The organism is Pseudomonas sp. (genome assembly GCF_028293835.1).
GTDB lineage: Bacteria > Pseudomonadota > Gammaproteobacteria > Pseudomonadales > Pseudomonadaceae > Aquipseudomonas.
On the sequence record NZ_JAQGNX010000116.1, the window covers coordinates 1 to 25,884 of the forward strand.

A 25,884-nucleotide genomic window follows, 5' to 3' on the forward strand; every position below is an offset into this window, starting at 1 on the left:
GACGTATGTGTTGAATGTTAAATCGGTATCGCCCGCAAGCCGGCTCCTACAGTGCCTGGTACGCGGTGGCGGCTTCGGCCAGTTCGAGTTCGCTGAAGACTTGCACGCCATGACGTTTGAGCAGCGCCGCAGTGACGCCCTCGCCGCTGACCTTCACCCCACTGAACGTCCCGTCATAGGTCAGCACATTGCCGCAGGACGGGCTGTTGGCCTTGAGCACGGCGATGCGGATGCCGTGTTGCTGCGCCAGCGCCAGTGCCTGATACGCGCCGGACAGAAACGCATCGCTGACATCCTCGCCCTCGGTGGTGATCACCGACGCCTGCCCGTCCAACACTTCGGCGCCCTGCCCGCCCGGAATCTCTGCCGCCGCACGGGGCGTCGGCAAGCCACCGGCGACTTCCGGGCATAACGGTACGACGCGACCTTCGTCGATCCACTGCTGAAGCAGATCAAACGGCCCGCTGGCCTCGCCGTCGTAACGTACGCGGTGGCCCAGCAGACAACGGCTTACCAGGATTTTCTGCATGATCAGAACGGCTCGTTGCCACGGCGCCGGAACCAGCCGGTCAATGACAGGCGATCGCGGGTCGCGGGCAGGACTTCGTGGGGCACGTCGCCCGACAGGAACACCACCAGGCATCCGCCGGTAGGCACCACATCGTATTCGACGCCATCCTTGAGGTACATGCGCAACTGACCGCCGTGCTCCGGCAGCCAGGCGTCATTGAGGTACACCACCGCCGACACCGTGCGCCGGTCGTCGTCGCGGAAGCGGTCGACATGCTTGAGGTAAAAGGCGCCGGGCGGGTACATCGCGAAGTGGCTTTCGAAGTCTTCGAGGCCCAGGTACAAACCGCGGTTCATTGCCTCGCGCAGGCTGTCCATCAACTGCAAATAACTGTCGCAGGCCAGGGCCTGGCCCGGCTCGATCCACTGGATATGGTCGCCGCGAATGCCTTCGCGGATCTCCGATGCCGGCCCGCGGCCCACGGCGGCCGGGGCGAGTTCACCTTCGGCTGCACGTTTACGGCACTCAGCCGCCAACTCCCGGGTCAGACCCAGAGGCAGGAAAATATTCTGCTGCGACCAGCCGTGTTCAGCCAGGTCGTCGACGATACGTAACAGCAGCGGGTGATCAGAGGGTATTTGCATGGCGCGCATAGTATTCCTGCGCCAGCAAATCCGACAGAGCCGCGCAGCGGCTTGATACGAATTCTCGACAAGTCTGTATGCCACACGGAGAATAGTCGCCTGCTGACAGGAGTCCCTATGCGCCGTTTGCTTTTCTCACTGCTGATGTTCTGCGTTTTGCCCGCCTGGGCAGACGGCCACGACCAGTTGTACAAGGTCGCCGGCTGGCCGGAACAACGCGCGCATTTCAACGATGCCCTCTCCGCCGCTCAGCAGCGCTACCAGAACAGCTTGCCGCCCGCGGTGTTTCAGGCGCTGGTGAACAACAGCAACCAGCGCTTTGCCCCGCAGGCCGTCGACCAGCGTGCCGAAGCGCAGTTGCGCAAGACCCTCGCCGATCCGCAACCTGCACTGACTTTTTTCCAGTCGCCCCTGGGCAAGAAGATCGTGGCCGCCGAGTTGCTGGCGACCCGCCGTGATCAATTGGCGAAGAACGCCAAAGGCTTGCCGAAGATTGAAGCCAGTGACAGCCGCATGCTGATCATCGGTCACCTGGCCCAGGCGCTGCCGGCGCGTGAAGCCGGGGCAGAAGTGAGCCTGGCGATTGCCGGCGTCGCGGCGGACAGCTTGAGTTCGATGATCCCCGGCCTGCTCGGTGGTGGTCAGGCGCAGGGCATGTTGAATGGTCAGCGCCAGCGTTTGATGGACCAGATCGGCAGCGACCTGAACAACACGCTGCTGTATGTCTATCGCGACCTGTCGGATAACGAACTGGAAGAATTCGCCACGTTTGCCGAGTCGGCGGAGGGCAAAGCGTATTACCAGGCGGCGTTGGCGGCGATTAGGGCGGGGTTGGCGGTGGGGCAGAGTCCTTCGAACCTCAGCCAGTAATTTTTGGTTCCTGTTAAATCGCCATCGCGAGCAGGCTCACTCCTACAGGGGAATGCATTTCAATGTAGGAGTGAGCCTGCTCGCGATGGGGCACTGACTGGCGCTAAAGATTCCGGCCGTTGATCCGCTTCGTCAAAAACCCGAAATACTCCCCGCGCAACGCCACCGACTCATTCGCCAGATGATGCCTCGCCTCGGGCAACATCAACACCTGCGGCCGATCAAACTTGGCCTTCAGCACCTCAAGGTTGTGCTGCCAATCCACCGTCATGTCTGCCTGCCCCTGCACAATCAGCGGTCGCCGGAAGCTGCGCGGTGACGATTCGATGTACTTGATCCAGCGCGCCAGCGCGCCGACCCAGGCGGTGGGCAAACGCAGCGGCTGCAACGGATCGGCCTGCAGGAACGGCAGGAAATCCGGGTCGTTGGAGTTCTCGCTGAATCGCCGGGCAATGCCTTTGACGAAAGGCTTGAGCAGGTAATAACTGAGCTGCGACCAACCCCAGGCGCGCGGCCGTACCAGCGGCGACAACAGGATCACCTGCCCCTGCGCCGGGCTGCCCGCGCCCGCGTTGAGCACATGATCAATCACAATCGCACCGCCGGTGCTCTGCCCGCACAGGTGCCACGGCTGCGGCAGACCGAGGGCGCGCGCCTCGATGAACAAGCCATGCAGCGTGTCCTGATACTCGGAAAAATCCTTGATGCTCGCCCGTTCGCCGCTGGACAGCCCGTGGCCCGGCAAGTCGCAGGCGATCACTGCAAACCCCTGATCCAGCGCCCACTCGATCACATGCCGGTACAAGCCGGTGTGATCATAAAAACCGTGGAGCAGAAACAGCGTCGCTTTCGCCCGCTCGGGCCACCAGACCTGGCTGACCACTTGATAACTCTCCACATCGAACCGCCCAAGCCCACTGCGCAGCAGACGCCCCGGAAAATCCAGCCCGTAGAACCGTCGATACGCCAGCGCCTCCTCGGACAGCGGCTGCCACTCGACCAAAGGCCGCAGGCTGGCACGCAGATGATCAGGGTCGAAAGTGGCAGACATGAGCAATTCCAAAACACCAAACAGACTTTATGGGCCTGCGATATTCATCTGTCGAGGCAAGCATGGCAAGCTGGGCGACCTTCGAGGATCGAAACCCATGCGTTCGCCCTACCGCGCCACACTGCTCGCCAGCCTGCTCGCCCTCGTGTGTGCCGGTGTGTTGTGGGCGGCTTATGACTGGTTTCAGGGACGCTACCTGCGCGCATACAGCGAGCATACCGCCGTGTTTTCCGGCGACCCGTTGCGCCTGCCTGACGACCTCGCCGGCCCCGGTGCCATCCGCCTGGTGCACTTCTGGGACCCGGCCTGCCCGTGCAACGTCGGCAACCAGCAACACTTGAGCGAACTGGTCGAGCAGTATGTCCCGCAAGGCGTCGAGTTCTACGCCGTGCAAAAAACCGGCAGCCACGGCCAATTGCCGAGCACATTGAGCAGCCTGAAACCCATCACCGTCCTGCCAGGTTCGGATCAGATTCCGGCCAGCCCGGCCGTGGCGATCTGGGACCGCAGCGGCAAACTGGCCTACTTCGGCCCCTACAGTGAAGGCCTGACCTGCAATTCGAGCAACAGCTTTATCGAACCGATCCTGCAAGCGTTGAACGAGGGCCGCGCGGTGAGCGCCACGCACACACTGGCCGTGGGGTGTTACTGCCCGTGGCCGGTGGATACGACGAAGTAACGACAAGCCCGGCCATACGAATCCCTCCTACGGGCGATGGGCCGCTGTGTTGAGTCGTGGTAAACAGTGACGCCAGGGAATTGCTGCCACTCATAACAAGAACAAGGAATCACCATGAAACGTCTCCTGATCGCGTTCGTCCTGCTGATTGCCGTAGCCGCTGCAGGCGCCGGCTGGTACGTCTACAGCAAGCAGCCGACACGCCAGGGCATGGTGGAGCTGCAACATCTTCAAGGCTCCGTCACCGTGCGTTACGACGAGCGCGGCATCCCGCACATCCGCGCCGAAAACGAAACCGACCTGTACCGCGCCCTCGGTTACGTGCATGCCCAGGATCGGTTGTTTCAGATGGAAGTCCTGCGCCGTCTCGCTCGCGGCGAGCTGGCCGAAGTGCTGGGGCCGAAACTGCTCGACACCGACAAACTGATGCGCAGCCTGCGCATTCGCGAACGTGCCGAAACCTACTTCGCCAGCCTGGACAAACAGTCGCCTGCGTTCATCGCCATGCAGGCCTATCTGGATGGCATCAACCAGTATCAGGACAGCCATGCAAAACCCGTGGAGTTCGATGTGCTGGGCATTCCCAAGCGCCCGTTCACGGCGCAGGACACCATCAGCATCGCCGGTTACATGGCCTACAGTTTTGCCGCGGCGTTTCGCACCGAGCCGTTGCTGACCTACGTGCGTGACCAGTTGGGTGCCGACTACCTCAACGTCTTCGACCTCGACTGGCAGCCCAAGGGCGTGCTGGCGAAAAACAGCCACAACCCCGCGCCGCCCCTCGCCAGTGCCGACTGGAAAGACCTCAATGCCCTCGCCCGCCTGAGCGAACAAGTGCTGGCCGACAACGGCTTGCCGCAGTTCGAGGGCAGTAACGCCTGGGTCGTCTCCGGCACCCGCACCAAGAGCGGCAAGCCGTTGCTGGCGGGTGACCCGCATATCCGCTTTTCCGCACCGTCGGTGTGGTACGAGGCGCAGCTCTCGGCGCCGGGCTTTGAACTCTATGGGCACTACCAGGCGTTGATGCCGTTCGCCTCGCTGGGGATGAACCGCGACTTCGGCTGGAGCATCACCATGTTCCAGAACGATGACCTCGACCTGATCGCCGAAAAGGTCAACCCGGACAACGCCAACCAGGTCTGGTATCGCGGCAATTGGGTGGACATGACCACCAGCGAACAGCAGATCGCGGTCAAGGGCCAGGCACCGGTGACGCTGACACTGCGCCAGTCCCCCCACGGGCCGATCGTCAACGATGCACTGGGCAGCGCCGCCGGCAAGACGCCGATCGCCATGTGGTGGGGGTTTCTGGAAAGCCAGAACCCGATCCTTGAAGGTTTCTACCAGCTCAACCGCTCCGACACCCTGGCCAAGGCGCGCACTGCCGCCGCGAAAGTCCAGGCACCGGGGTTGAACATCGTCTGGGCCAATGCCAAGGGCGACATCGGCTGGTGGGCGGCGGCGCAATTGCCCAAGCGTCCGGCGGGCGTACGTCCGTGGTTCATCCTCGACGGCAGCACCACCGAGGCGGACAAGGACGGTTTCTACCCGTTCAGCGCCAACCCGCAGGAAGAGAACCCGGCGCGGGGCTACATCGTCTCGGCCAACTTCCAGCCCGTGTCGCCGACCGGGATCGAGATTCCGGGTTACTACAACCTAGCCGATCGCGGACAGCAGCTCAACCGCCAGCTCAGCGACAAAAACGTGAAGTGGGACCTGGAGGCCAGTCAGAAACTGCAACTGGGCACCACCACGGCCTACGGTCCACGGTTGCTGGCGCCGTTGTTGCCGGTGTTGCGTGAAGTGGTGAGCGATCCGGCTGAACTGAAACTGGTGGAGCAGTTGGCCGCCTGGAAGGGCGACTATCCGCTGGAGTCCACCAGCGCCACCGTGTTCAACCAGTTCCTGTTCAACCTGGCTGACGCGACGATGCACGATGAGCTGGGCAATGACTTTTTCGAAACGCTGTTGTCGACACGGGTGATCGACGCCGCGTTGCCGCGCCTGGCGGCGAACGCCGACTCGCCGTGGTGGGATAACCGCAGCACGCCCGCCAGGGAAACCCGTGCCGATACGGTCAAGATGGCGTGGCAGGCGAGCATGGCGCACCTCAAGACCACGCTGGGCGCGGATTTCGCCCAATGGCAATGGGGCACGGCGCACACCCTGACCCATGGTCATCCGTTGGGGCAGCAAAAGCCGCTGGAGCGGATTTTCAACGTCGGGCCGTTCGCGGCGCCCGGCTCGCACGAGGTGCCGAACAACCTCTCGGCCAAGATCGGCCCGGCGCCATGGCCAGTGACTTACGGGCCGTCGACCCGACGCCTGATCGACTTCGCCGACCCGACGCACAGCTTGACGGTCAATCCGGTGGGGCAGAGTGGCGTACCGTTTGACCGTCACTATGAGGATCAGGCGGAGGCGTATGTCGAAGGGGTCTACTTCCAGGCGCATCTGAATGATGAAGAGGTGACGGCGAATACGCGGAGTACGTTGAAGCTGTTGCCGGCGCGTTAGATTTTTGTTGGCCGGGCGGGCGCTTTCGCGAGCAAGCTCGCTCCCACAGGTCTGCGGTGATCTCCCAATCAACGCATAACCTGTGGGAGCGAGCTTGCTCGCGAAGAGGCCCGCAATCCCCACACAACTTCATGCCTCAAACCATCGCCGCAAAATTCAACCTGAACTGCTGCGGCGTCACACCCAGCCGGCGATTGAACACGCTGCGCATATGCTGGGCATCGCGAAACCCGCACTGATATGCCACGGTCTTCAGCGGCGCCGCAGTGCTCTCCAGCATCACCCGCGCCGCGTCCACCCGCGCTCGCTCGACGAATTCCGCCGGGGTGACTTTCGCTTCCTTGGCAAACACCCGGGAGAAGTTGCGGGCGCTCATGTTGGCGGCGTTGGCCAGGTCGGCAATGGTCAGGTCGCCGGTCAGGTTGGCCAGCACGTAGCGCTGGACCAGCGCCACCGCCGAGGTCGGCTCCGCGTGGGGCGTCAGGAACGGGCTGAACTGTGATTGCCCGCCCGAACGCTGGGTGAACACCACCAGCCGTTTGGCCACGCTGAGCGCGACTTCCGGGCCGTGATCCCGGGCCAGCAGGTACAGCGACAAGTCGATCCCCGCCGTGACCCCGGCCGAGGTGTAGAGCTCGCCGTCCTGCACGTACAGGCGATCAGCTTCGACCTGAGTCGAAGGACACAACGCCGCGAGCGCTGCTGCATCGCCCCAATGCGTCGTCACCGTTCGCCCTTCGAGCAATCCGGCCCGGGCCAGCATGAACGCGCCGTTGCAGATCGAGCCGAAACGTTGCGCCAATGCGCTGGCATCCCGCAGCCAGGCATCGAAAGCTGCGCCGAAATCCATGAACGGCAACTGCGGTCCTCCCGCCACCAGCAACAAGTCGTACGCCTCCAGCGCCTCGCTGAAATGCCGATGGGCATTGAGCGACAACCCGTTGGAGCACGCCATCACCCCGCGCTCGACGCCGATCACGTCCAGCCGGTAGTGGTCTGCAGGCGGCAGGAAGCGATTGGCCTCGGAAAACACATCCATGGGACCGGTGACGTCCAGGGACTGAACGCCGGCGAATACCACGATGGCAACGGTTTTACTCATGGTACGAACGCCTCTAAAGATCACCTATACCTGTGGCGAGGGAGCTTGCTCCCGCTCGACTGCGTAGCAGTCGCAAACCCGTCGGACGCCGTGTGCCTGGCAGAATTCGGTTGCGGTTTTTTGGGGCCGCTTCGCAGCCCAGCGGGAGCAAGCTCCCTCGCCACAAAAGCATATTCACCGGCAGCAAACTTAGCCAATCCGCGCCCAACAAGCGAGGTTGGCGCGATATGCATGCTCATTGGCAAGGATCGCAGCCATGGATCGATTGTTCGGTTTCGGGGGCGGGAACAGACTGGCTCCATCAGCGCCGCCACGGCGTTCCCAACGAGGACAGCACCATGAGCAGCACCATCGCCGGTATCAAAATCCCTGACAGCGCCTTGGCCCGGGCCACCACCGAATACATTCGCGACGTCGAATCAGACCTGCTTTACCACCACTCGCGCCGGGTGTTTCTGTTTGGCGCATTGAGCGGGGAACGCAAGCAACTGGCCTACAACCCGGAGTTGCTATACGTGGGCGCGATGTTCCATGACCTGGGCCTGGTGGAAGGTCATCGCACGGACGACGAGCGCTTCGAAGTGGACAGCGCCAACGCGGCCAAAGCGTTTCTCAAGCCTTACGGTTTCAGCGACGACGACATCGAGCAAGTGTGGTTGTCGATTGCCCTTCACACCACACCGGGCGTGGTGCACCACCTGCGTCCGAACGTGGCGCTGGTAACCGCGGGAGTTGAGATGGATGTGCTGGGGATTGATTACGCCGCGTTCCCTGCCGCGCAGCGCGAGGCGGTGGTGCATGCGCATCCACGGGGTGACGGGTTCAAGGAATGCATTCTGTGTGCGTTTGCCAACGGCTTCAAACACAAGCCCGATACCACGTTTGGTACGGTGAATGCCGATGTGCTGGTGGACAGCGAGCCAGGGTTCAAGCCGATGAACTTTGTCGAGATCATCCGCAAATCGCCTTGGGCTGCGTAGATCCTTGTAGGAGCCGGCTTGCTGGCGATGGTGTGTCAGTCGACATCAACGTTGCTGACATACCATCGCCAGCATGCCGGCTCCTACAATGGGATTGGGGTTGATCACAAAGATGTGATCAACCCATCAGGCTCAAGCCGCTTCCGGCGCCGGTGCGCGGCGCACGTCCGGTTGCTTCCACGAATCGGCAGCGCTTTCTTCGATGGCTTGCTGGATAGCACGCTTGCGCGCTTCTTCGGCACGACGGCTGAAGAACCAGACCAGGAAAGTCATCAGCGACACCGCCAGCAGAATCAGGCTGGCCACGGCGTTGATCTCGGGCTTCACGCCCAGACGCACCGCCGAGAACACTTCCATCGGCAAGGTCGTCGAACCCGGGCCCGACACGAAGCTCGCCAGCACCAGATCATCCAGCGACAGGGCAAACGACATCATGCCGCCCGCACCCAGCGACGGCGCGATCATCGGTATGGTGATCAGGAAGAACACCTTCCACGGCCGCGCGCCAAGGTCCATGGCCGCTTCTTCGATGGACAGGTCCAGCTCACGCAAACGCGCCGACACAACCACCGCCACATACGCCGCACAGAACGTCGTGTGGGCAATCCAGATGGTGATGATGCCGCGCTCCTGTGGCCAGCCGATCATCTGCGCCATTGCCACGAACAGCAGCAACAGCGACAGACCGGTGATCACTTCCGGCATCACCAACGGCGCAGTCACCAGACCACCGAACAACGTACGCCCCTTGAAGTGGGTGATACGGGTCAGCACGAAGGCCGCCAACGTACCCAGTGCCACCGCCGCCACTGCCGTGTAGCAGGCGATTTCCAGCGAGCGCACCACCGAGCCCATCAGTTGGGTGTTGTCGAGCAGGCCGACGTACCACTTGATCGACCAGCCGCCCCACACTGTCACCAGCTTCGAGGCGTTGAACGAGTAGATCACCAGGATCAGCATCGGCGCATAGATGAACAGCAGGCCAAGTACCAGCATCAAGGTAGAGAAACGGAAGCGTTTCATTCTTTGCCCTCCATTTCTATGGCCTGGCTACGGTTGAACTGGATGATCGGCTCAATCAGGATCGCCAGCATCACCACCGCCAGGGCAGAAGCCACCGGCCAGTCACGGTTGTTGAAGAACTCTTGCCACAGCACTTTACCGATCATCAGGGTTTCCGGACCGCCGAGCAGTTCCGGGATCACGAACTCGCCCACCACCGGGATGAACACCAGCATGCAGCCGGCGACGATGCCGTTTTTCGACAGCGGGATGGTGATTTTCCAGAAGCTGTTGAAGGTGCTCGACCCCAGGTCCGAGGCAGCTTCCAGCAGACTGTTGTCGTGCTTCACCAGATTGGCGTAGAGCGGCAGGATCATGAACGGCAGGTACGAATAAACCACGCCGATGTAAACCGCCAGGTTGGTGTTGAGGATCTGCAGCGGTTCGTTGATCCAGCCCATGCTCATCAGGAAACCGTTGAGCAGGCCGTTGTTGCTGAGGATGCCCATCCACGCGTAGACGCGGATCAGGATCGCGGTCCAGGTCGGCATCATGATCAGCAGCACCAGCACCGTTTGCAGCTCTTTGCGGGCGCTGGCGATGGCGTAGGCCATCGGGTAACCGATCAGCAGGCAGAGGACGGTGCTGATCAGCGCCATCTTCAACGAGCCGAGGTAGGCGGCGATGTACAGCTCGTCGTCGCCGAGCATCGCGTAGTTGCCGAGGTTGAGCAGCACCTGCAGCTTCTGGTCAACGAAGTTGTAGATCTCGGTGTACGGCGGGATGGCCACGTCGGCTTCGGCGAAGCTGATCTTCAGGACGATGAAGAACGGCAACATGAAGAACATGAACAGCCAGATGAACGGGACCCCGATGACCAGCTGACGGCCACCGGGAATTATTCGATTGAGGCGGCGTTTGAATTTGCGCATGTTCATGAGCGAAGTACCACGCCGCTGTCGTCTTCCCAGTACACGTAAACCTGGTCACCCCAGGTTGGGCGCTGGCCGCGGCGCTCGGCGTTGGCGACGAACGACTGGACGATCTTGCCGCTCGGCAATTCGACGTAGAACACCGAGTGACCGCCCAGATAGGCAATATCGTGCACCTTGCCGCTGGACCAGTTGTATTCGCAGGTCGGCATGGTCGGGGTCACCAGCAGTTTTTCCGGACGAATCGCGTAGGTCACGGATTTGTCCTGCACCGAGGTGCTGATGCCGTGGCCGACATAGATCTTCCGGTCGAGGTCCTTGCACGTGATGATCGCGTGACCCTCGGCGTCGTCGATCACTTCACCGTCGAAGATGTTGACGTTGCCGATGAATTCGCAGACCAGGCGACTGGTCGGGGTTTCGTAGATGTCGATCGGGCTGCCGATCTGGGCGATCCAGCCCAGGTGCATGATCGCGATACGCTCGGCCATGGTCATGGCCTCTTCCTGATCGTGGGTCACCATGACGCAGGTTACGCCGACGCGCTCGATGATCTCGACCAGCTCCAGTTGCATCTGCGAACGCAGCTTCTTGTCCAGTGCACCCATCGGTTCGTCGAGCAGCAACAGCTTCGGCCGCTTGGCCAGCGAACGCGCCAGCGCCACACGCTGACGCTGGCCACCGGACAACTGGTGCGGCTTACGCTTGGCGTACTGGCTCATCTGCACCAGCTTGAGCATTTCAGCCACGCGGGCATCGACTTCAGCCGCCGGAATCTTGTCCTGCTTGAGGCCGAAGGCGATGTTCTGCGCCACGGTCATGTGCGGGAACAGCGCGTAGGACTGGAACATCATGTTGATCGGCCGCTCGTACGGCGGCATGTCGGTGATGTCCACACCGTCGAGGTAAATTCGCCCCTCGGTTGGTCGTTCGAAGCCTGCAAGCATGCGCAGCAGCGTGGACTTTCCTGAACCCGAGCCGCCGAGCAAGGCGAAAATCTCGCCTTTGTTGATCTGCAAGGACACATCGTCCACAGCAATCGTCTCGTCGAACTTCTTCGTGACCCGATCAATTTTGACCAGCACCTGTTTAGGCTGCTGATCAGCTTCGAGGGCTTTCTTATAGGCGCCGGAGGCAACTGCCATGTGGTGAGACTCCCAACAAAATTTAAAACCCGACCACTACGGCCGGGCCTGGATTCTTCATTTACCCGACTTGACCTTGGTCCAACTGCGGGTCATCAATCGCTGTACCTTGGGTGGCAACTCCGCGTTGACGTAAAGCTTATCAAGAACCTCTTGCGATGGATAAACCGCAGGGTCGGTACGTACCTTCTGCTCCATCAATCCGTCAGCCTTCGGGTTCGGGTTGGCGTAACCGACAGCGTCACTGACCTGAGCGATTACCTCAGGCTTGAGCATGTAATTAATGAAGGCATGGGCTTCTTTGACATTTTTTGCATCACGGGGGATCGCCAGCATGTCGAACCACAAGTTGCCGCCTTCTTTCGGAATCGTGTACGCGATTTTCACGCCTTTACCTGCTTCCGCCGCACGCGCCCGTGCCTGGAACACGTCACCGGAAAAACCTGCGGCCACGCAGATATCGCCATTGGCCAGGTCGGTAATGTATTTCGACGAGTTGAAGTACGTCACATAGGGCCGTACGGCAAGCAACTTGGCTTCTGCTTTAGCGTAGTCCTTAGGGTCTTCGCTGTTGGGTGGCAGCCCCATATAGTTAAGAACGGCAGGAATCATTTCATCGGCAGAATCGAGAAAGGCAACCCCGCAGGTTGCAAGCTTTTTGATATTTTCCGGTTCAAATAACATGGCCCACGAGTCGATCTTATCGACGCCAAGCACAGCTTTGACTTTCTCGACGTTGTAACCAATACCGTTAGTGCCCCATAGATAAGGGACGGCGTATTGATTACCTGGATCGTTTTTCTCCAGACGCTTTAGCAGCGCCGGATCGAGATTCACGTAGTTGGGTAGCTGAGTCTTGTCGAGCTTCTGAAACGCCCCGGCCTTGATCTGTTTACCCAAGAAGTGATTTGACGGCACGACCACGTCATAACCGGTATGCCCAGCGAGCAGTTTGCCCTCTAAGGTTTCGTTGGAATCAAAAACGTCGTACACCGGTTTGATCCTGGTGGCCGCTTCAAAGTCCACCAGCGTGGTTTCGCCGATGTAATCCGACCAATTATAAATATGCACAGTGGGAGCCGCATAAACACTGACCGCCAGGGTCACGCCCAGTCCCGCCAGCAAGGTGTTGCGAAATAAAATAATACGCATTGGAGGGTCCTTTCCAGTGAGGCCTTCAAACTCTGTAGCAGCCAACTTGTTGGCGAGGTTTCAAGCGGTCTGTCTGACACGCCGCCTCGCCAACAAGTTGACCCTACAGAAAGTCGTTATTTACCGGACTTGATGGTGGTCCAGCTGCGAGTCAGCAAACGCAGCGTTGGCGCTGGCAAATCGCTGATGGCGTACAGTTTTGCCTGGATTTCTTCAGGTGGGTAAACGCCTGGGTCACTGGTGATGTCTTTATCAACCAATGGCGTGGCTGCCGCATTGCCATTCGGGAAGTGCACGCTGTTGGTGATGGCTGCCATAATTTCTGGCTTCATGATGAAGTTCATGAATTTGTAAGCGCCTTCAACGTTTTCGGCGTCCTTAGGAATGGCGACCATGTCGTAAAAGCTGCCAGCGCCTTCTTTCGGAATGTTGTAACTGATTTTGACCTTGTCGCCAGCTTCAGCTGCGCGGGCTTTGGCCTGATACACGTCACCCGAGTAACCGACTGCTACGCAGATGTTGCCGTTGGCCAGGTCCGAGATGTACTTCGAGGAATGAAAGTAAGCCACGGATGGACGAACTTTGAGAAACAGCTGTTCAGCTTTTTTGATTTGGTCTTTGTCTTGCGTGTCGGTAGGGAAACCCAGGTAATGCAAGGCGACCGGCATCATTTCGGTTGGCGAGTCGAGGAAGCTGATGCCACAGCCTTTAAGCTTGGCAGCGTTCTCTGGCTTGAAGATCAAATCCCATGAATTCACCGGAGCGTCTGCGCCCAGTGCGGCTTTGACCTTTTCAGCGTTATAGCCGATACCGATCGAGCCCCACATGTACGGGAACGCATGTTTGTTGCCTGGGTCACTGGCTTTGCCGACAGTCGCCAGCAACTTCTCGTTAAGATTTTTCCAGTTCGGCAGCTTGGACTTGTCCAGCTCCAGATACACACCAGCCTTGATCTGCTTGGCGAGGAAGTTGTTGGACGGCACTACAACGTCATAACCCGACTTACCGGCGAGCAACTTGGCTTCGAGGGTTTCATTACTGTCAAACACGTCGTAGACGACCTTGATACCCGTCTCCGCCGTGAATTTTTCGATGGTGTCCGGCGCGATGTAGTCGGACCAGTTGTAAACGTGCAGCACTTTATCATCGGCCTGAACAGCTGCGGCCACGATGCCCATAAGGGATAAGGCGAGGAGAGTCTTGCCAAATAGCTTCATGCGTGGAGCTCCATTGTTTTAAACCCTAACGGTTGGGTAGCGGTGACTGGAAAGCTGAAACAGTCGCTAGTCTGGCGATATCCCGGGCGGGTTTACAAGACCACTAAGCCCGCCTTGCTCAATCTTTATTATTTGTGCCGCCTGGCCCCTAGCCTTGTAGCGCTTGCAACGTCAGGTCCAAACAGGTGCGCGCCTTTTCTACCAACTCGTCAATTTCAGCAAAGCTGATTACCAACGGTGGCGAAATAATCATCGTGTCGCCCACTGCACGCATAATCAGGCCGTTATCAAAGCAGAACGTTCGGCAGATCATTCCCGCTCCTTTGCCGACATAACGCTCCCGCGTGGCTTTGTTCTTCACCAGCTCAATTGCACCCAATAAGCCGACGCCGCGAACTTCACCTACCAGCGGGTGATCGTTCAGTTCACGTAACCGCTTTTGCAAATAAGGTGCCGTTTCGGCTTTTACCCTCTGGACGATTTTTTCATCGCGCAAGATTCGAATGTTTTCCAGAGCGACCGCAGCCGCCACCGGATGCCCTGAATAGGTGAAGCCGTGGTTGAAATCACCGCCTTCGTTGAGCACCTTGACCACTTCATCGCTCACGATCAGGCCGCCCATGGGGATATAGCCGGAGGTCAGGCCTTTGGCAATGGTCATCATGTCCGGTTTGAGGTCGTAAAAATCGGAGCCAAACCACTCACCGGTGCGCCCAAACCCGCAGATCACTTCGTCAGCGACGAACAAGATGTCGTATTTGGCGAGGACTTCTTTGATCTTCGGCCAGTAGCTATCAGGCGGAACGATCACCCCCCCAGCGCCTTGAATCGGCTCGGCAATAAACGCACCGACGGTGTCGACGCCCAGTTCGAGAATCTTTGCTTCCAACTGTTCGGCAGCCCAGATACCGAACGCGTCCGGGGTCATGTCACCGCCTTCGCCGAACCAGTAGGGCTGCGGGATGTGCACGATGCCAGGGATCGGCAAATCGCCCTGTTCATGCATGTAGGTCATGCCGCCCAGACTGGCGCCGGCTACCGTCGAGCCGTGATAACCGTTGACCCGGCTGATGATTACTTTTTTATTCGGCTGGCCCTTGATCGCCCAGTAGTGGCGGACCATACGCAACATGGTGTCGTTGCCTTCAGAACCCGAACCCGTAAAAAACACATGGTTCATGCCCTCCGGCGCGATCTCGGAAATGGCCTTGGCCAATTCCAGCACTGGCGGGTGAGCGGTCTGGAAGAACAGGTTGTAATAAGGCAGTTCGCGCATCTGTTTGCTGGCGGCATCGGCCAGTTCTTCGCGGCCATAACCTATGGCTACGCACCAGAGGCCGGCCATGCCGTCGAGGATCTTGTGGCCTTCGCTGTCCCACAGATAAACGCCCTGGGCCCGAGTGATGATGCGCGGGCCTTTTTCCTGCAACTGCTTGTAGTCACTGAACGGCGCCAAGTGGTGATCGCGGCTCAAGGCCTGCCATTCGCGGGTTTGTGTCGTGTTGTTGCCCATACTGGGTTCTCCGTATTTATCAGACCGCGAACAGCAGGAACTCACGTTCCCAGGAGCTGATCACGCGCTTGAAATTCTCGTGTTCGGCACGTTTGACGGCGACGTAGCCGACGATGAATTTCTTGCCGAGGTATTTCTCGATGGTCTTGCTGTTTTCCATCCGCTCCAGTGCGTCTTCGATGGTCAACGGCAGACGCAAATTACGTCGCTCATAACCACGGCCAACCACGGGCGCGCTGGGATTGATCGCTTCGACCATGCCGATAAATCCACACAGCAAGCTGGCGGCAATCGCCAGGTACGGGTTGGCGTCGGCGCCCGGTAGACGGTTTTCCACGCGACGGTTTTGTGGCCCTGCGTCTGGCACGCGCAAACCAACGGTACGGTTCTCTTCGCCCCATTCCACGTTCACCGGCGCCGAGGTATCAGGCAGGAAACGCCGGAACGAATTGACGTTCGGCGCAAACAACGGCAACAGCTCAGGAATGAATTTTTGCAGGCCTCCGATGTGGCACAGGAACAATTCGCTCATTGTCCCGTCGTCGTTGGAAAAGATGTTTTTTCCGGTGGCGGTATCGATCACGTTCTGGTGCAAATGCATGGCGCTGCCCGGTTCGCCGGTCATCGGCTTGGCCATGAACGTCGCGGCCACGTCGTGCTTGAGGGCGGCCTCGCGCATGGTCCGTTTGAACACCAGAATCTGGTCGGCCAAATGCAGGGCGTCACCGTGACGGAAGTTGATTTCCATCTGCGCCGTGCCGTCTTCGTGGATCAGCGTGTCGAGGTCTAGGTTCTGCAACTCACACCAATCGTAGACGTCCTCGAACAATGGGTCGAATTCGTTGGCGGCTTCTATAGAGAAGGATTGACGACCTGTTTCCGGGCGACCGGAACGGCCAATCGGAGGCTGCAACGGGAAGTCCGGGTCTTCGCAGCGCTTGGTCAGGTAAAACTCCATTTCCGGCGCAACAATGGGCTGCCAGCCCTTGTCAGCATAGAGTTTCAAGACTTTTTTCAATACGTTGCGCGGCGACAACTCAATGGGGTTGCCTTGCTTGTCGTAGGTATCGTGAATCACCTGAGCAGTGGGTTCTATGGCCCATGGGACAAGGAATACGGCGTTCTGATCGGGACGGCAGATCATGTCAATGTCCGCCGGGTCCAGCAGTTCGTAATAGATGTCATCTTCGACATAATCGCCGGTGACCGTCTGCAACAGCACACTCTCGGGAAGGCGCATGCCTTTTTCGGCGATGAATTTGTTGGTGGGTGAAATCTTGCCGCGGGTGATCCCGGTGAGGTCGCTGATCATGCATTCGACTTCGGTGATCTTGTGCTCTTTCAACCAATCCGTGAGCTGATCGAGGTTGCTACTCATAAATACCTCAGGAGGTAGAACCCGAGCGCCGTTATGGGCTCAGGCAGTTTTCGACGCATCTGCGTCGCGTTGTGTTGCCCGCGTTCGGCAGGCGTCGCCGAACGCCTGGAAAATCGCCAGATAATGGGGATTAGAAGTGACTTGCCATTCCGGGTGCCATTGCACACCTAAAGCAAAACCTGCGCCCGCCTCGACCGAAACCGCTTCAATCAGCCCGTCGGGCGCCAGCGCTTCGATGCGTAAGCCCGGTGCCAGACGCTCGACACCCTGCCCGTGAATCGAGTTGACTTCGATTTCACTCGGCAAGCCAAGGCCCGCAAGCACGCCGCCTGGCTGGATATGCATCGTGTGGCTGGGCCCATATTGGACCTCGACTGGCTCGTTGCTATGCTCACGATGGTCCATGAACGTTCCAACCTCATGAACCTGCTGATGCAGACTGCCACCAAACGCTACGTTCATCTCTTGAAACCCCCGGCAGATGCCCAATACCGGGACGCCCGCCGCTACGGCTGCACGAATCAACGGTAAGGTGGTGCGGTCGCGTTCGGGATCATGAGCAGTGCCTGACACACTCACTGCACCACTATAGTGGTAGGGTTCTATATTCGAGGGTGAGCCGGTCAGCAGGAGTCCATCAAGGCTGGCGAGGAGCTCGGCAGGATCGAGCAGTTCAGCCAGTGAAGGCAGTATCAGCGGCAGACCCTTGGCAGCAACAGTGACTGCTCTAAGGTACTTGTCGCCACTGATGTGATAACTGTGCAGACCGATCTGCCTGGTGCAGGCGGTCACGCCGATTAACGGCAGGCGAGACATGGGACCCCCGGTATTATTGCTGTTTTGGGTTGCAATCGAGCTTAGCCTTGTTCATTTTTTTACACAACACCCCCGTAAAAAATAGAACACAGCCTGCTCAAGCCCGCAGGCCCCAGGATCGTAGATACGTTTTTTTTGCCCTAAATTGCCGCAAAAAGCCCCCTACAGTGCTTTTTTGGGGCAAAAAAGGCTCTATTGACTTCATCATGGCTTTCGGATTGACTGAATCCTGAAAAGATCAATGATTGATATTTTTAACAACAAAGGTGTTTCATCATGTCGGTACCCCCGCGTGCCGTTCAGCTTAACGAAGCGAACGCGTTCCTTAAGGAACATCCTGAGGTTCTTTACGTTGACCTTCTGATTGCAGATATGAATGGCGTGGTGCGCGGCAAGCGCATAGAACGCACCAGCCTCCATAAGGTTTACGAGAAAGGCATTAACCTGCCGGCCTCATTGTTTGCCCTGGATATCAATGGCTCAACGGTGGAAAGCACCGGCCTGGGTCTGGACATCGGTGATGCTGACCGAATCTGTTATCCGATCCCCGGCACTCTGTGCAATGAACCCTGGCAAAAGCGCCCTACCGCGCAATTGCTGATGACCATGCACGAAATCGAAGGCGAACCCTTCTTTGCCGACCCTCGCGAAGTTTTGCGACAAGTCGTCAGCAAGTTCGATGAAATGGGCCTGACTATTTGCGCCGCATTCGAACTCGAGTTCTACCTGATCGATCAGGAGAACGTGAATGGTCGTCCCCAGCCACCGCGCTCGCCGATTTCCGGCAAACGCCCTCATTCGACACAGGTTTACCTGATCGATGACCTGGACGAATACGTCGACTGCCTCCAGGACGTTCTGGAAGGTGCCAAGGAACAAGGCATTCCGGCTGACGCTATCGTTAAAGAAAGTGCCCCGGCGCAATTCGAAGTGAACTTGCACCATGTCGCCGACCCGATCAAGGCATGCGATTACGCGGTACTGCTCAAGCGACTGATCAAGAACATCGCGTACGACCACGAAATGGACTCGACCTTTATGGCCAAACCCTATCCGGGTCAGGCAGGCAATGGTCTTCATGTCCACATCTCGATTCTTGATCGCGATGGCAAAAATATCTTCACCAGCGAGGATCCCGAGCAGAACGCCGCGTTACGTCACGCGATCGGCGGTGTGCTCGAGACCCTACCGGCATCAATGGCGTTCTTGTGCCCGAACGTCAACTCCTACCGTCGTTTTGGCGCACAGTTCTATGTGCCTAACTCGCCGTGCTGGGGCCTGGACAACCGGACTGTCGCCTTGCGCGTACCGACCGGAACTCCAGACTCGGTACGTATCGAACACCGGGTAGCCGGTGCCGATGCCAACCCCTACTTGCTGCTGGCCTCGGTCCTGGCGGGCGTGCACCACGGCTTGACCAACAAGATCGAGCCAGGCGCCCCGGTAGAAGGCAACTCCTACGAGCAGAACGAACAAAGCCTGCCCAACAACTTGCGTGATGCCCTGCGCGAGCTGGACGACAGTGAAATCATGGCGCGCTATATCGACCCGAAATACATCGATATCTTCGTCGCCTGTAAGGAAAGTGAGCTGGAAGAGTTCGAGCATTCCATCTCTGACCTTGAATACAACTGGTATTTGCATACTGTTTGATTAGTGTGCTGAAAATAGAGCGCCGTCGGCTTGGGCTGACGGCGTTTTTTTATGGCCGCTGCGCGAGTGATTTCGCTGCAGCAGAAATACACAAACCCACCGCCCCAAACTGGATAACCCTTCATGACCCGCCCCGCCACCACTCGCAAACCTCGCGCTGGCAGCCAATCCCGGATCGATTCGATTCTTGATGCGGCGCGTACGTTGTTGGCTGCCGAGGGTGTGGCCAGTTTGTCGATTTATCTGGTGGCGGAACGCGCGCAGATTCCGCCGTCGTCGGTGTATCATTTTTTCGCCAGTGTCCCGGCCCTGCTTGAAGCATTGACGGCGGATGTCCATGCAGCCTTTCGTGCGTGCCTGCAAGCGCCCATCGAGCACGGGCCGCTCGGCAGTTGGCGCGATCTGTCGAGGGTGGTTGAACTGCGCATGCTGAGCATTTACAACGCCGACGCCGCCGCACGCCAGTTGATCCTGGCACAACACGGATTGACCGAAGTCACTCAGGCTGATCGGCAACACGATATCGAGCTGGGTCACTTGATGCATGAGGTCTTCGACCGGCACTTCCAGCTCCCGGCCCTGCCCGATGATATCGATGTGTTCGCCTTGGCCATGGAGCTGGGCGACCGGGTTTATGCGCGCTCGATGCAGCTGCACGACGAAATCACCCCACGCTTGGCCGAAGAAGGCATGCGTGTATTTGATGCGTATCTGGGGCTGTACCTGCCGCCTTATTTGCCGAAACGCGAACTCGCCGAGAATCCCTAGCTCAATAACCGCGCGGGATCAGCGGCTGTGCGACGACAGAACGGGTAAAGCCAATCGCCTCGCCAACTTGTTGGCGAGGCGATTGAGCAGGCACACCGCACACGGCTTCTCGCCAACAAGTTGGCTCCTACAGATTGATTGCAACTCGCCCTAAATCACTGCCCCGCTTTATGAAACGCCTCATCGAGATCGGCTGAGGCTTTGGCCAGTTTCTGCTGCTGGGTTTTGACCCAGTTTTGATCGTCGATCAAGCTGGCCTTTTCCGCTGCCAACATCCGTTCGACCTCTGCACGCTGTGGGCCGCCGAGACCTTTGCTGGAATCGATCATGTTTTGCGCGGTCAGCGAGGTCCGAAATTGAGCCTGGGTCAACGGGAAGTGCGCGCCCTCAATGTTAAATGCTTTCAGCGCCTCGCCGTAAATCCTTTGCACCTCCGGGAACGGGATGTCCGCAGGTTTCATCTTGTTCAAGCGACCGTAGGTCACCAGATCCGACGCAAAATGGTGGCCCACACGGAACGGTACATCAGAGTCCCGTTGCAGCATGTCGGCCAGTTCAGTCGTGGTCGAATAATCGGCGTCCACCTCCTCAAGCGCGCGGTTTTTATCAATCTGCAAATTGCTCAGCAAATCGGCCAGCATCGTGAACGACGTCGCCGTCTGATCCAGGGTTTTTTCCACTTGATCGCGTTTGTAATCAGGCATGCCTGGCGTTACGTTGTGTGCTTCCAACTGATAGGTCATGGCGCCACCGACCACATCGCTGGCCTGCAAACGCAGCAGGTTCAGGCCATACGGATTGCGCTTCTGCGGCATGATGCTGCTGGTGCCTGTCAGCTTGCCCTCGGTGATCATGATCCATGGATAGGGCTGGTGGTACTGGGTGTGAATGTCCTGAACCAGCAACCCAATCGTCAGCGCGGCATTGCTGGAAATGCCCGTGAGTTCAATACCGGTATCAAGCGCGCCAAGCTGCGCCGCGTCGTAGGAATTTTCCACAACGCCATCGAACCCCAACAGCTGAGCCAGCTGCTTTCGGTCAATGGGAAAGCTTGAGGTGCCTAATGCGCCGGAGCCCAGCGGACTCATGTTCAAGCGGGCATAAGCTTCTTTGAAACGGGTCGCGTCGCGATCAAAGACCGAAGTGAACCCGAGCAAGTAATGCGCATAGGTGGTCGGTTGCGCCTGCACGCCGTTGGTGTACGCCGGCACGATGGTGTCGAGATTGTCTTCGGCGAGCTTCAGAAACTCGGCCTTGGATGTATTCATCTCATTCAGCACATTCAACACGCGCTCGCGCTGCATCAGGCGTCGGGTGGTAGACAAGATATCCTGGCGGCTGCGGCCCGAGTGCATCCGCGATCCATCGGGCCCGGCAATGGCAAGTATCAGCGGCTCGTATTTCAAGTAATCCGCAGGACGTTCGGCGCCCGGTTTATTGCCATTGATGATCACTTGATCCACCGCCGCAACAATTTTCCTACCCAGTTCTGGCGGGACAATTTTGGTGTCGATGACCATCACCGTGGAGGCCTTGTTCATCTCGCCCAAAAAGTAAAAATTATCGTGGGGCTCTTGCTTGTCTGCCGCTTGCGCAATGCCCGCTGCCAACATTAGCAGGGGGATCATCGCCAAACGAAAAGAAAAGATCGGCAGTACGCGCTTGTCTGTTTTCATTATTATTTCGCTCTGGGTGCAGAAGCTCTTAATGCGCTGAGAGAAGCGATGCAGCGATGTGCGGTGATCCTAGCAGGATGGTTATAGGATGAAAAATATCTGATAGTTGGCGGCTCGATACTTAAAAAAATGAAGATGCGTTGGCTGGTTTTCTCGCCAACACGTTGGCTCCTACGGGCCCGGTTCACAGCCTCTTACACCCATAAAAAAAACCCCGAAGGGCTTTTAACCGTTCGGGGTTGTCTGCTGCGCATTGCTCACAGCTTGGCGATGGAAACCTCGGTGGATTTCACGAAGGCAATAACTTCGCTGCCTACGACCAGTTCCAGCTCTTTTACTGAGCGGGTGGTGATCACGGATGTCACGATGCCCGATGGGGTTTGAACATCGATTTCCGACAATACCGGGCCTTCGAGGATTTCTTTGATGGTGCCTTTGAACTGGTTACGGACGTTGATGGCTTTGATAGTCATGATGATATTTCCTGTGTGGGTTAGGTTTTAGATGACACAAACGCGGATCGGCTATTGGGCCCAACGCAGTTGCGTGGGCAACGGTGAAACAGGTTCGGGTTCAGGTGGGGTGCCCGGTATCAGCAACACCCTGTTCAACACTTCGGTTTCCAGCGCGGCCTGACGATGCGAGCCACGGACCCGGGGGCGCGGCAGCTCTACCAGCAGATCCAGACCGACTTGGCCGTCTTCGATCAGGATCACTCGATCAGCAATGGCCACGGCCTCGCTGACGTCATGGGTCACCAGCAAGACGGTGAAGCCATGCTTTTTCCAAAGCCGCTCAATCAGCTGCTGCATCTCGATTCGGGTCAGTGCATCCAGCGCACCCAGCGGCTCATCGAGCAACAGTAAACGAGGCCGGTGAATCAACGCGCGGGCCAGGGCCACTCGCTGTTTTTGTCCTCCCGATAACGCGGCAGGCCACTCATTAGCGCGTTCGGCCAGGCCCACCGCCTCCAATGCTTCCAGTGCCTGTAGACGCCAGTTGCCATGCAGACCAAGACCGACGTTATCGATGACTTTCTTCCACGGCAGCAAACGGGCTTCCTGGAACATTAAACGCGTGTCTTCACGGGCGTCGCTGAGGGGCGCAGAACCCGCCAACAGCTCGCCGCCCGTAGGTTTGTCGAGCCCGGCCAACAACCGCAGCAAGGTACTTTTGCCACATCCGCTGCGGCCAACCACCGCCACGAACTGACCCGCTGGAATGTGTAGATCGATTTCCTTGAGCACTTCGCGCTCATCGAAGGTCTTGCGTAATTTGCGCACCGCCAGCGGAATACCGCGCAGCAGATGTGCCGGTTGCACTGCTTGTTTGAGACTGCTCATACCGCACCGCCCTTGATCGCTTGATAGGCCGGGTGCCAACGCAACCAGACACGTTCCAGGCCGCGCGCCGCAAGGTCTGCCAACTTACCCAGCACGGCATACAGAAGGATCGCCACGACCACCACGTCGGTCTGCAGAAACTCCCGGGCGTTCATCGCCAAATAGCCGATGCCGGAGCTGGCGGAGATAGTTTCAGCCACGATCAAGGTCAACCACATCAAGCCCAGCGCGAACCGCACGCCCACCAGAATCGAAGGCAGTGCGCCGGGCAGAATTACCTGACGGAACAGCGAGAAACCCGACAAACCGTAACTGCGCGCCATCTCGACTAGCGCTGGGTCAACGTTGCGAATTCCGTGATAGGTGTTCAGGTAAATCGGAAACAACGTACCCAGCGCCACCAGGAATATCTTTGCCGACTCATCAATGCCAAACCACAAGATCACCAGCGGTATCAGCGCCAGGTGCGGCACGTTACGAATCATCTGCACCGAGCTGTCCAACAGGCGCTCGCCCCAGGTCGACAAGCCGGTGATAAAGCCCAGCACCAGACCAAGGCCACCGCCGATGGCAAAGCCAAGTCCGGCGCGCCACCCACTGATAGCAAGGTGTGTCCATATTTCACCGCTGCGAACCAAGGCCACACCGGCCGAGATAACTGCACTTGGTGCAGGCAGGATTCGCGTCGACAGCCAGCCGGCTGACACCGAAAGCTGCCATACCGCTAACAACAAGACTGGAAGTGCCCAAGGCGCCAGTCTGTGGAGGATTCTTTGCGAAGCGCTCAGGCTCATGGAGTTGTCTCCTCAAAGGGCCAGTGATTTACGGAGCCTTAGCCACGGTTGCGGAGGGCATCCAAATGACGTCTTTGATGCTTAACGGCTTGGGAATCAATTTGAGCTGATAAAAGCTGTCCGCTATTTTTTGTTGTGCCGCCACCACTTCAGGGGTGATGAACAGTGCGCCGTAACCTTGGCGTTTCACTGAAATCCGAGTGATGTCGGCTGATAAACCGAGCAGCGGCGCGACCTGTCGGGTGACGTCATCCGGGTTGGCTTTGGACCATTCGCCTACGGCGCGCACTTCTTCGATCAGTGCCTTTATGACTTCAGGATGCTGTTGCGCATAAGGCTTGGTCGCCAGGTAAAACTGGTGGTTATCGACGATGCCCGTGCCGTCGCGCAGGGTGCGCGCTTGCAGCTGTTGCTCGGCAGCTGCCTGGTACGGGTCCCAGATAACCCAGGCATCAACACTGCCACGTTCAAATGCCGCACGCGCATCGGCGGGTGCCAGGAATATAGTTTGGATATCGGTATATTTCAGGCCGGCGTCTTCCAACGCTTTCACCAACAAGTAGTGAACATTGGAGCCTTTGTTCAGCACGACTTTCTTGCCTTTGAGGTCTTTCACCGAGGTGATGGGTGAATCCTTGGGCACCAGGATCGCTTCACTGGTGGGGGCTGGCGGTTCGTAGGCGACATACAGCAAATCAGCCCCGGCCGCCTGAGCGAACACGGGCGGTGTTTCGCCGGTCACGCCGAAGTCGATGGAGCCTACGTTCAATCCCTCAAGCAATTGCGGGCCGCCGGGAAACTCGGTCCATTGCACCTGCACACCTTGGGCGGCGAGTCGTTTTTCCAGCGAGCCCTTGGCTTTGAGCAGCACCAATGTGCCGTACTTCTGGTAACCGATGCGCAAGGTTTCTGCCTGAGCAGCGGTAACGGCGCCGAAGGTAACTGCCGCAGCAAACAGGGCGACCAGGCTTCGACGCAAAATAGCAGTGCGCATGGCGCGCTCCTTTGCTGTAACGATTTAGGGTGCACCCGCTTGCCTGTTATCAGGCGAGTAAGGTGAGGCTAGCGATTTCGCTAAGTGGGACAGACCTTAACAGGTGTTTTTTATATCTATAAATCTCTTTTATTCATTTGTTTATTCTTAAATCGAATAAGCGCAAATATAAGATTACGCACATAAAAAAGGACCGCATAAACGGCCCCTTTTTTTGGCAAAGGCTATTAACGATTGGGTTGTGGCGTCAGGCGCAAGTACGGAGTGACGGCGGTGTAACCCTTGGGGAAGCGCCGCTTGATTTCATCTTCATCCTTGATTGACGGCACGATGACTACGTCTTCGCCATCCAGCCAATTGGCTGGGGTGGCGACTTTGTAATTGTCAGTCAATTGCAGCGAATCAATCACTCGCAGAATTTCGTGAAAGTTACGGCCGGTGCTGGCGGGATAGGTAATGGTCAGGCGAATCTTCTTGTTCGGGTCGATCACGAACAACGAGCGTACGGTTAATGTGTCGCTTGCATTGGGGTGAATCAGGTCATACAGGTCCGACACTTGACGGTCAGCGTCAGCCAGGATTGGGAAGTTGACGATGGTGTTTTGCGTACGGTTGATGTCATCGATCCATTTGACGTGTGAATCCACCGGGTCCACTGACAGCGCGATGGCCTTGACGTTGCGTTTGGTGAATTCATCCTTGAGCTTGGCGGTGAATCCCAACTCAGTGGTGCATACCGGAGTGAAGTCCGCGGGGTGGGAGAACAGCACGCCCCAACTATCACCTAACCACTCATGGAAGCGAATATTCCCTTCGCTGGATTCCTGCTCGAAATCGGGGGCGATGTCGCCGAGTCTTAGGCTCATGGTGCGGGTCCTTGGAGTTAAGGTTGGTCTGACACTGTGCCTTCGGTTTATGAAATTTAATAAGAACGAATAGCGCTTTAGGTAGTTGGTTATGGAATAAAACACAGCAGAGGTAGCCGTTTGGAAGGGTATACCGTCGGAACGTTAATGAAATTTTCACAAATGTCATCAAACCGGCCCCTATTTTTCACACTTGTTTCACCTTCCGTTTACGTCTGTCTCGACATAATCATTCCAACGCTGATAAAGCCGGACTCCTCTCCCGTGTTTTATCAATCTGA

At 58.0% G+C, this 25,884-nt stretch carries 24 protein-coding genes; 6 read left to right on the forward strand and 18 right to left on the reverse strand.

Annotation, left to right across the window (positions count from 1 at the left end):
* Positions 1-46: 46 nt before the first annotated feature.
* Positions 47-529: a DUF523 domain-containing protein gene (locus JWR17_RS16655; RefSeq protein ID WP_299833036.1), complete on the reverse strand. Its 483-nt coding sequence runs from the start codon at positions 527-529 to the stop codon at positions 47-49.
* A gap of 2 nt (positions 530-531) precedes the next feature.
* Positions 532-1,164: a 2OG-Fe(II) oxygenase gene (locus tag JWR17_RS16660; RefSeq protein ID WP_299833037.1), complete on the reverse strand. Its 633-nt coding sequence runs from the start codon at positions 1,162-1,164 to the stop codon at positions 532-534.
* A gap of 108 nt (positions 1,165-1,272) precedes the next feature.
* Here JWR17_RS16660 and JWR17_RS16665 point away from each other — a divergent pair, with 108 nt between their 5' ends.
* Positions 1,273-2,025 (forward strand): DUF2059 domain-containing protein, encoded by a 753-nt coding sequence (locus JWR17_RS16665; protein WP_299833038.1) that lies wholly within the window; start codon positions 1,273-1,275, stop codon positions 2,023-2,025.
* 103 nt (positions 2,026-2,128) lie between these two features.
* On the opposite strand, the gene JWR17_RS16670 is transcribed toward JWR17_RS16665, so the two are convergent.
* The gene (locus JWR17_RS16670; RefSeq protein WP_299833039.1) at positions 2,129-3,076 is read right to left on the reverse strand and encodes an alpha/beta hydrolase; all 948 of its coding nucleotides are present in this window, start codon (positions 3,074-3,076) and stop codon (positions 2,129-2,131) included.
* A 97-nt stretch (positions 3,077-3,173) separates the two neighbouring features.
* On the opposite strand from JWR17_RS16670, the gene JWR17_RS16675 reads away from it, so the two are divergent.
* Both JWR17_RS16675 and JWR17_RS16680 read left to right on the forward strand, forming a co-directional pair.
* Positions 3,174-3,755, forward strand: coding sequence for a DUF6436 domain-containing protein (locus tag JWR17_RS16675; RefSeq protein WP_299833040.1), 582 nt, complete (start codon positions 3,174-3,176; stop codon positions 3,753-3,755).
* 114 nt (positions 3,756-3,869) lie between these two features.
* Positions 3,870-6,272, forward strand: coding sequence for a penicillin acylase family protein (locus JWR17_RS16680; RefSeq protein ID WP_299833041.1), 2,403 nt, complete (start codon positions 3,870-3,872; stop codon positions 6,270-6,272).
* Positions 6,273-6,408: 136 nt separating this feature from the next.
* Here JWR17_RS16680 and JWR17_RS16685 read toward each other — a convergent pair whose 3' ends face one another.
* Entirely contained in the window at positions 6,409-7,374 is a 966-nt protein-coding gene (locus tag JWR17_RS16685) for a DJ-1/PfpI family protein (protein ID WP_299833042.1), read from the reverse strand.
* Positions 7,375-7,712: 338 nt separating this feature from the next.
* Here JWR17_RS16685 and JWR17_RS16690 point away from each other — a divergent pair, with 338 nt between their 5' ends.
* Entirely contained in the window at positions 7,713-8,354 is a 642-nt protein-coding gene (locus JWR17_RS16690; RefSeq protein ID WP_299833043.1) for an HD domain-containing protein, read from the forward strand.
* 132 nt (positions 8,355-8,486) lie between these two features.
* On the opposite strand, the gene JWR17_RS16695 is transcribed toward JWR17_RS16690, so the two are convergent.
* From JWR17_RS16695 to JWR17_RS16730, 8 genes are all read right to left on the reverse strand, one after another.
* Complete coding sequence (locus tag JWR17_RS16695; RefSeq protein WP_299833044.1) at positions 8,487-9,377, reverse strand: ABC transporter permease subunit; 891 nt, start codon at positions 9,375-9,377, stop codon at positions 8,487-8,489.
* Complete coding sequence (locus JWR17_RS16700; protein WP_299833087.1) at positions 9,374-10,255, reverse strand: ABC transporter permease subunit; 882 nt, start codon at positions 10,253-10,255, stop codon at positions 9,374-9,376. Before JWR17_RS16700 ends, JWR17_RS16695 begins: the two co-directional genes overlap by 4 nt.
* A 35-nt stretch (positions 10,256-10,290) precedes the next feature.
* Complete coding sequence (gene potA / locus JWR17_RS16705) at positions 10,291-11,433, reverse strand: polyamine ABC transporter ATP-binding protein (protein WP_299833045.1); 1,143 nt, start codon at positions 11,431-11,433, stop codon at positions 10,291-10,293.
* A 57-nt stretch (positions 11,434-11,490) separates the two neighbouring features.
* Complete coding sequence (locus JWR17_RS16710) at positions 11,491-12,585, reverse strand: polyamine ABC transporter substrate-binding protein (protein WP_299833046.1); 1,095 nt, start codon at positions 12,583-12,585, stop codon at positions 11,491-11,493.
* A gap of 116 nt (positions 12,586-12,701) precedes the next feature.
* A complete protein-coding gene (locus JWR17_RS16715; RefSeq protein ID WP_299833048.1) occupies positions 12,702-13,802 on the reverse strand; it encodes a polyamine ABC transporter substrate-binding protein in 1,101 nt (366 codons plus the stop codon).
* A gap of 148 nt (positions 13,803-13,950) precedes the next feature.
* Positions 13,951-15,315: an aspartate aminotransferase family protein gene (locus JWR17_RS16720; RefSeq protein WP_299833049.1), complete on the reverse strand. Its 1,365-nt coding sequence runs from the start codon at positions 15,313-15,315 to the stop codon at positions 13,951-13,953.
* A 19-nt stretch (positions 15,316-15,334) separates the two neighbouring features.
* Positions 15,335-16,693 carry a glutamine synthetase family protein gene (locus JWR17_RS16725; RefSeq protein ID WP_299833050.1) on the reverse strand — a complete coding sequence of 453 codons (1,359 nt, stop codon included), beginning with the start codon at positions 16,691-16,693 and terminating at the stop codon, positions 15,335-15,337.
* A gap of 39 nt (positions 16,694-16,732) precedes the next feature.
* Positions 16,733-17,509 (reverse strand): gamma-glutamyl-gamma-aminobutyrate hydrolase family protein, encoded by a 777-nt coding sequence (locus tag JWR17_RS16730; protein WP_299833051.1) that lies wholly within the window; start codon positions 17,507-17,509, stop codon positions 16,733-16,735.
* Positions 17,510-17,785: 276 nt separating this feature from the next.
* Between JWR17_RS16730 and JWR17_RS16735 the strand changes: the two genes are divergently transcribed.
* Both JWR17_RS16735 and JWR17_RS16740 read left to right on the forward strand, forming a co-directional pair.
* Positions 17,786-19,162 (forward strand): glutamine synthetase family protein, encoded by a 1,377-nt coding sequence (locus JWR17_RS16735; RefSeq protein WP_297845848.1) that lies wholly within the window; start codon positions 17,786-17,788, stop codon positions 19,160-19,162.
* Positions 19,163-19,285: 123 nt separating this feature from the next.
* Positions 19,286-19,930: a TetR/AcrR family transcriptional regulator gene (locus tag JWR17_RS16740; protein ID WP_299833052.1), complete on the forward strand. Its 645-nt coding sequence runs from the start codon at positions 19,286-19,288 to the stop codon at positions 19,928-19,930.
* A 155-nt stretch (positions 19,931-20,085) separates the two neighbouring features.
* On the opposite strand, the gene JWR17_RS16745 is transcribed toward JWR17_RS16740, so the two are convergent.
* From JWR17_RS16745 to JWR17_RS16770, 6 genes are all read right to left on the reverse strand, one after another.
* Positions 20,086-21,606 (reverse strand): argininosuccinate lyase, encoded by a 1,521-nt coding sequence (locus JWR17_RS16745; RefSeq protein WP_299833053.1) that lies wholly within the window; start codon positions 21,604-21,606, stop codon positions 20,086-20,088.
* A 257-nt stretch (positions 21,607-21,863) separates the two neighbouring features.
* Positions 21,864-22,079: a molybdopterin-binding protein gene (locus JWR17_RS16750; protein WP_297842014.1), complete on the reverse strand. Its 216-nt coding sequence runs from the start codon at positions 22,077-22,079 to the stop codon at positions 21,864-21,866.
* Between the two features lie 51 nt (positions 22,080-22,130).
* Positions 22,131-22,949, reverse strand: coding sequence for an aliphatic sulfonates ABC transporter ATP-binding protein (gene ssuB / locus JWR17_RS16755; protein ID WP_299833054.1), 819 nt, complete (start codon positions 22,947-22,949; stop codon positions 22,131-22,133).
* Positions 22,946-23,737 (reverse strand): aliphatic sulfonate ABC transporter permease SsuC, encoded by a 792-nt coding sequence (gene ssuC, locus JWR17_RS16760; protein WP_299833088.1) that lies wholly within the window; start codon positions 23,735-23,737, stop codon positions 22,946-22,948. Before ssuC ends, ssuB begins: the two co-directional genes overlap by 4 nt.
* Positions 23,738-23,771: 34 nt before the next feature.
* The gene (locus tag JWR17_RS16765; RefSeq protein WP_299833055.1) at positions 23,772-24,737 is read right to left on the reverse strand and encodes a sulfonate ABC transporter substrate-binding protein; all 966 of its coding nucleotides are present in this window, start codon (positions 24,735-24,737) and stop codon (positions 23,772-23,774) included.
* 227 nt (positions 24,738-24,964) lie between these two features.
* Positions 24,965-25,603 carry a peroxiredoxin gene (locus JWR17_RS16770; RefSeq protein ID WP_299833056.1) on the reverse strand — a complete coding sequence of 213 codons (639 nt, stop codon included), beginning with the start codon at positions 25,601-25,603 and terminating at the stop codon, positions 24,965-24,967.
* Positions 25,604-25,884: the final 281 nt, after the last annotated feature.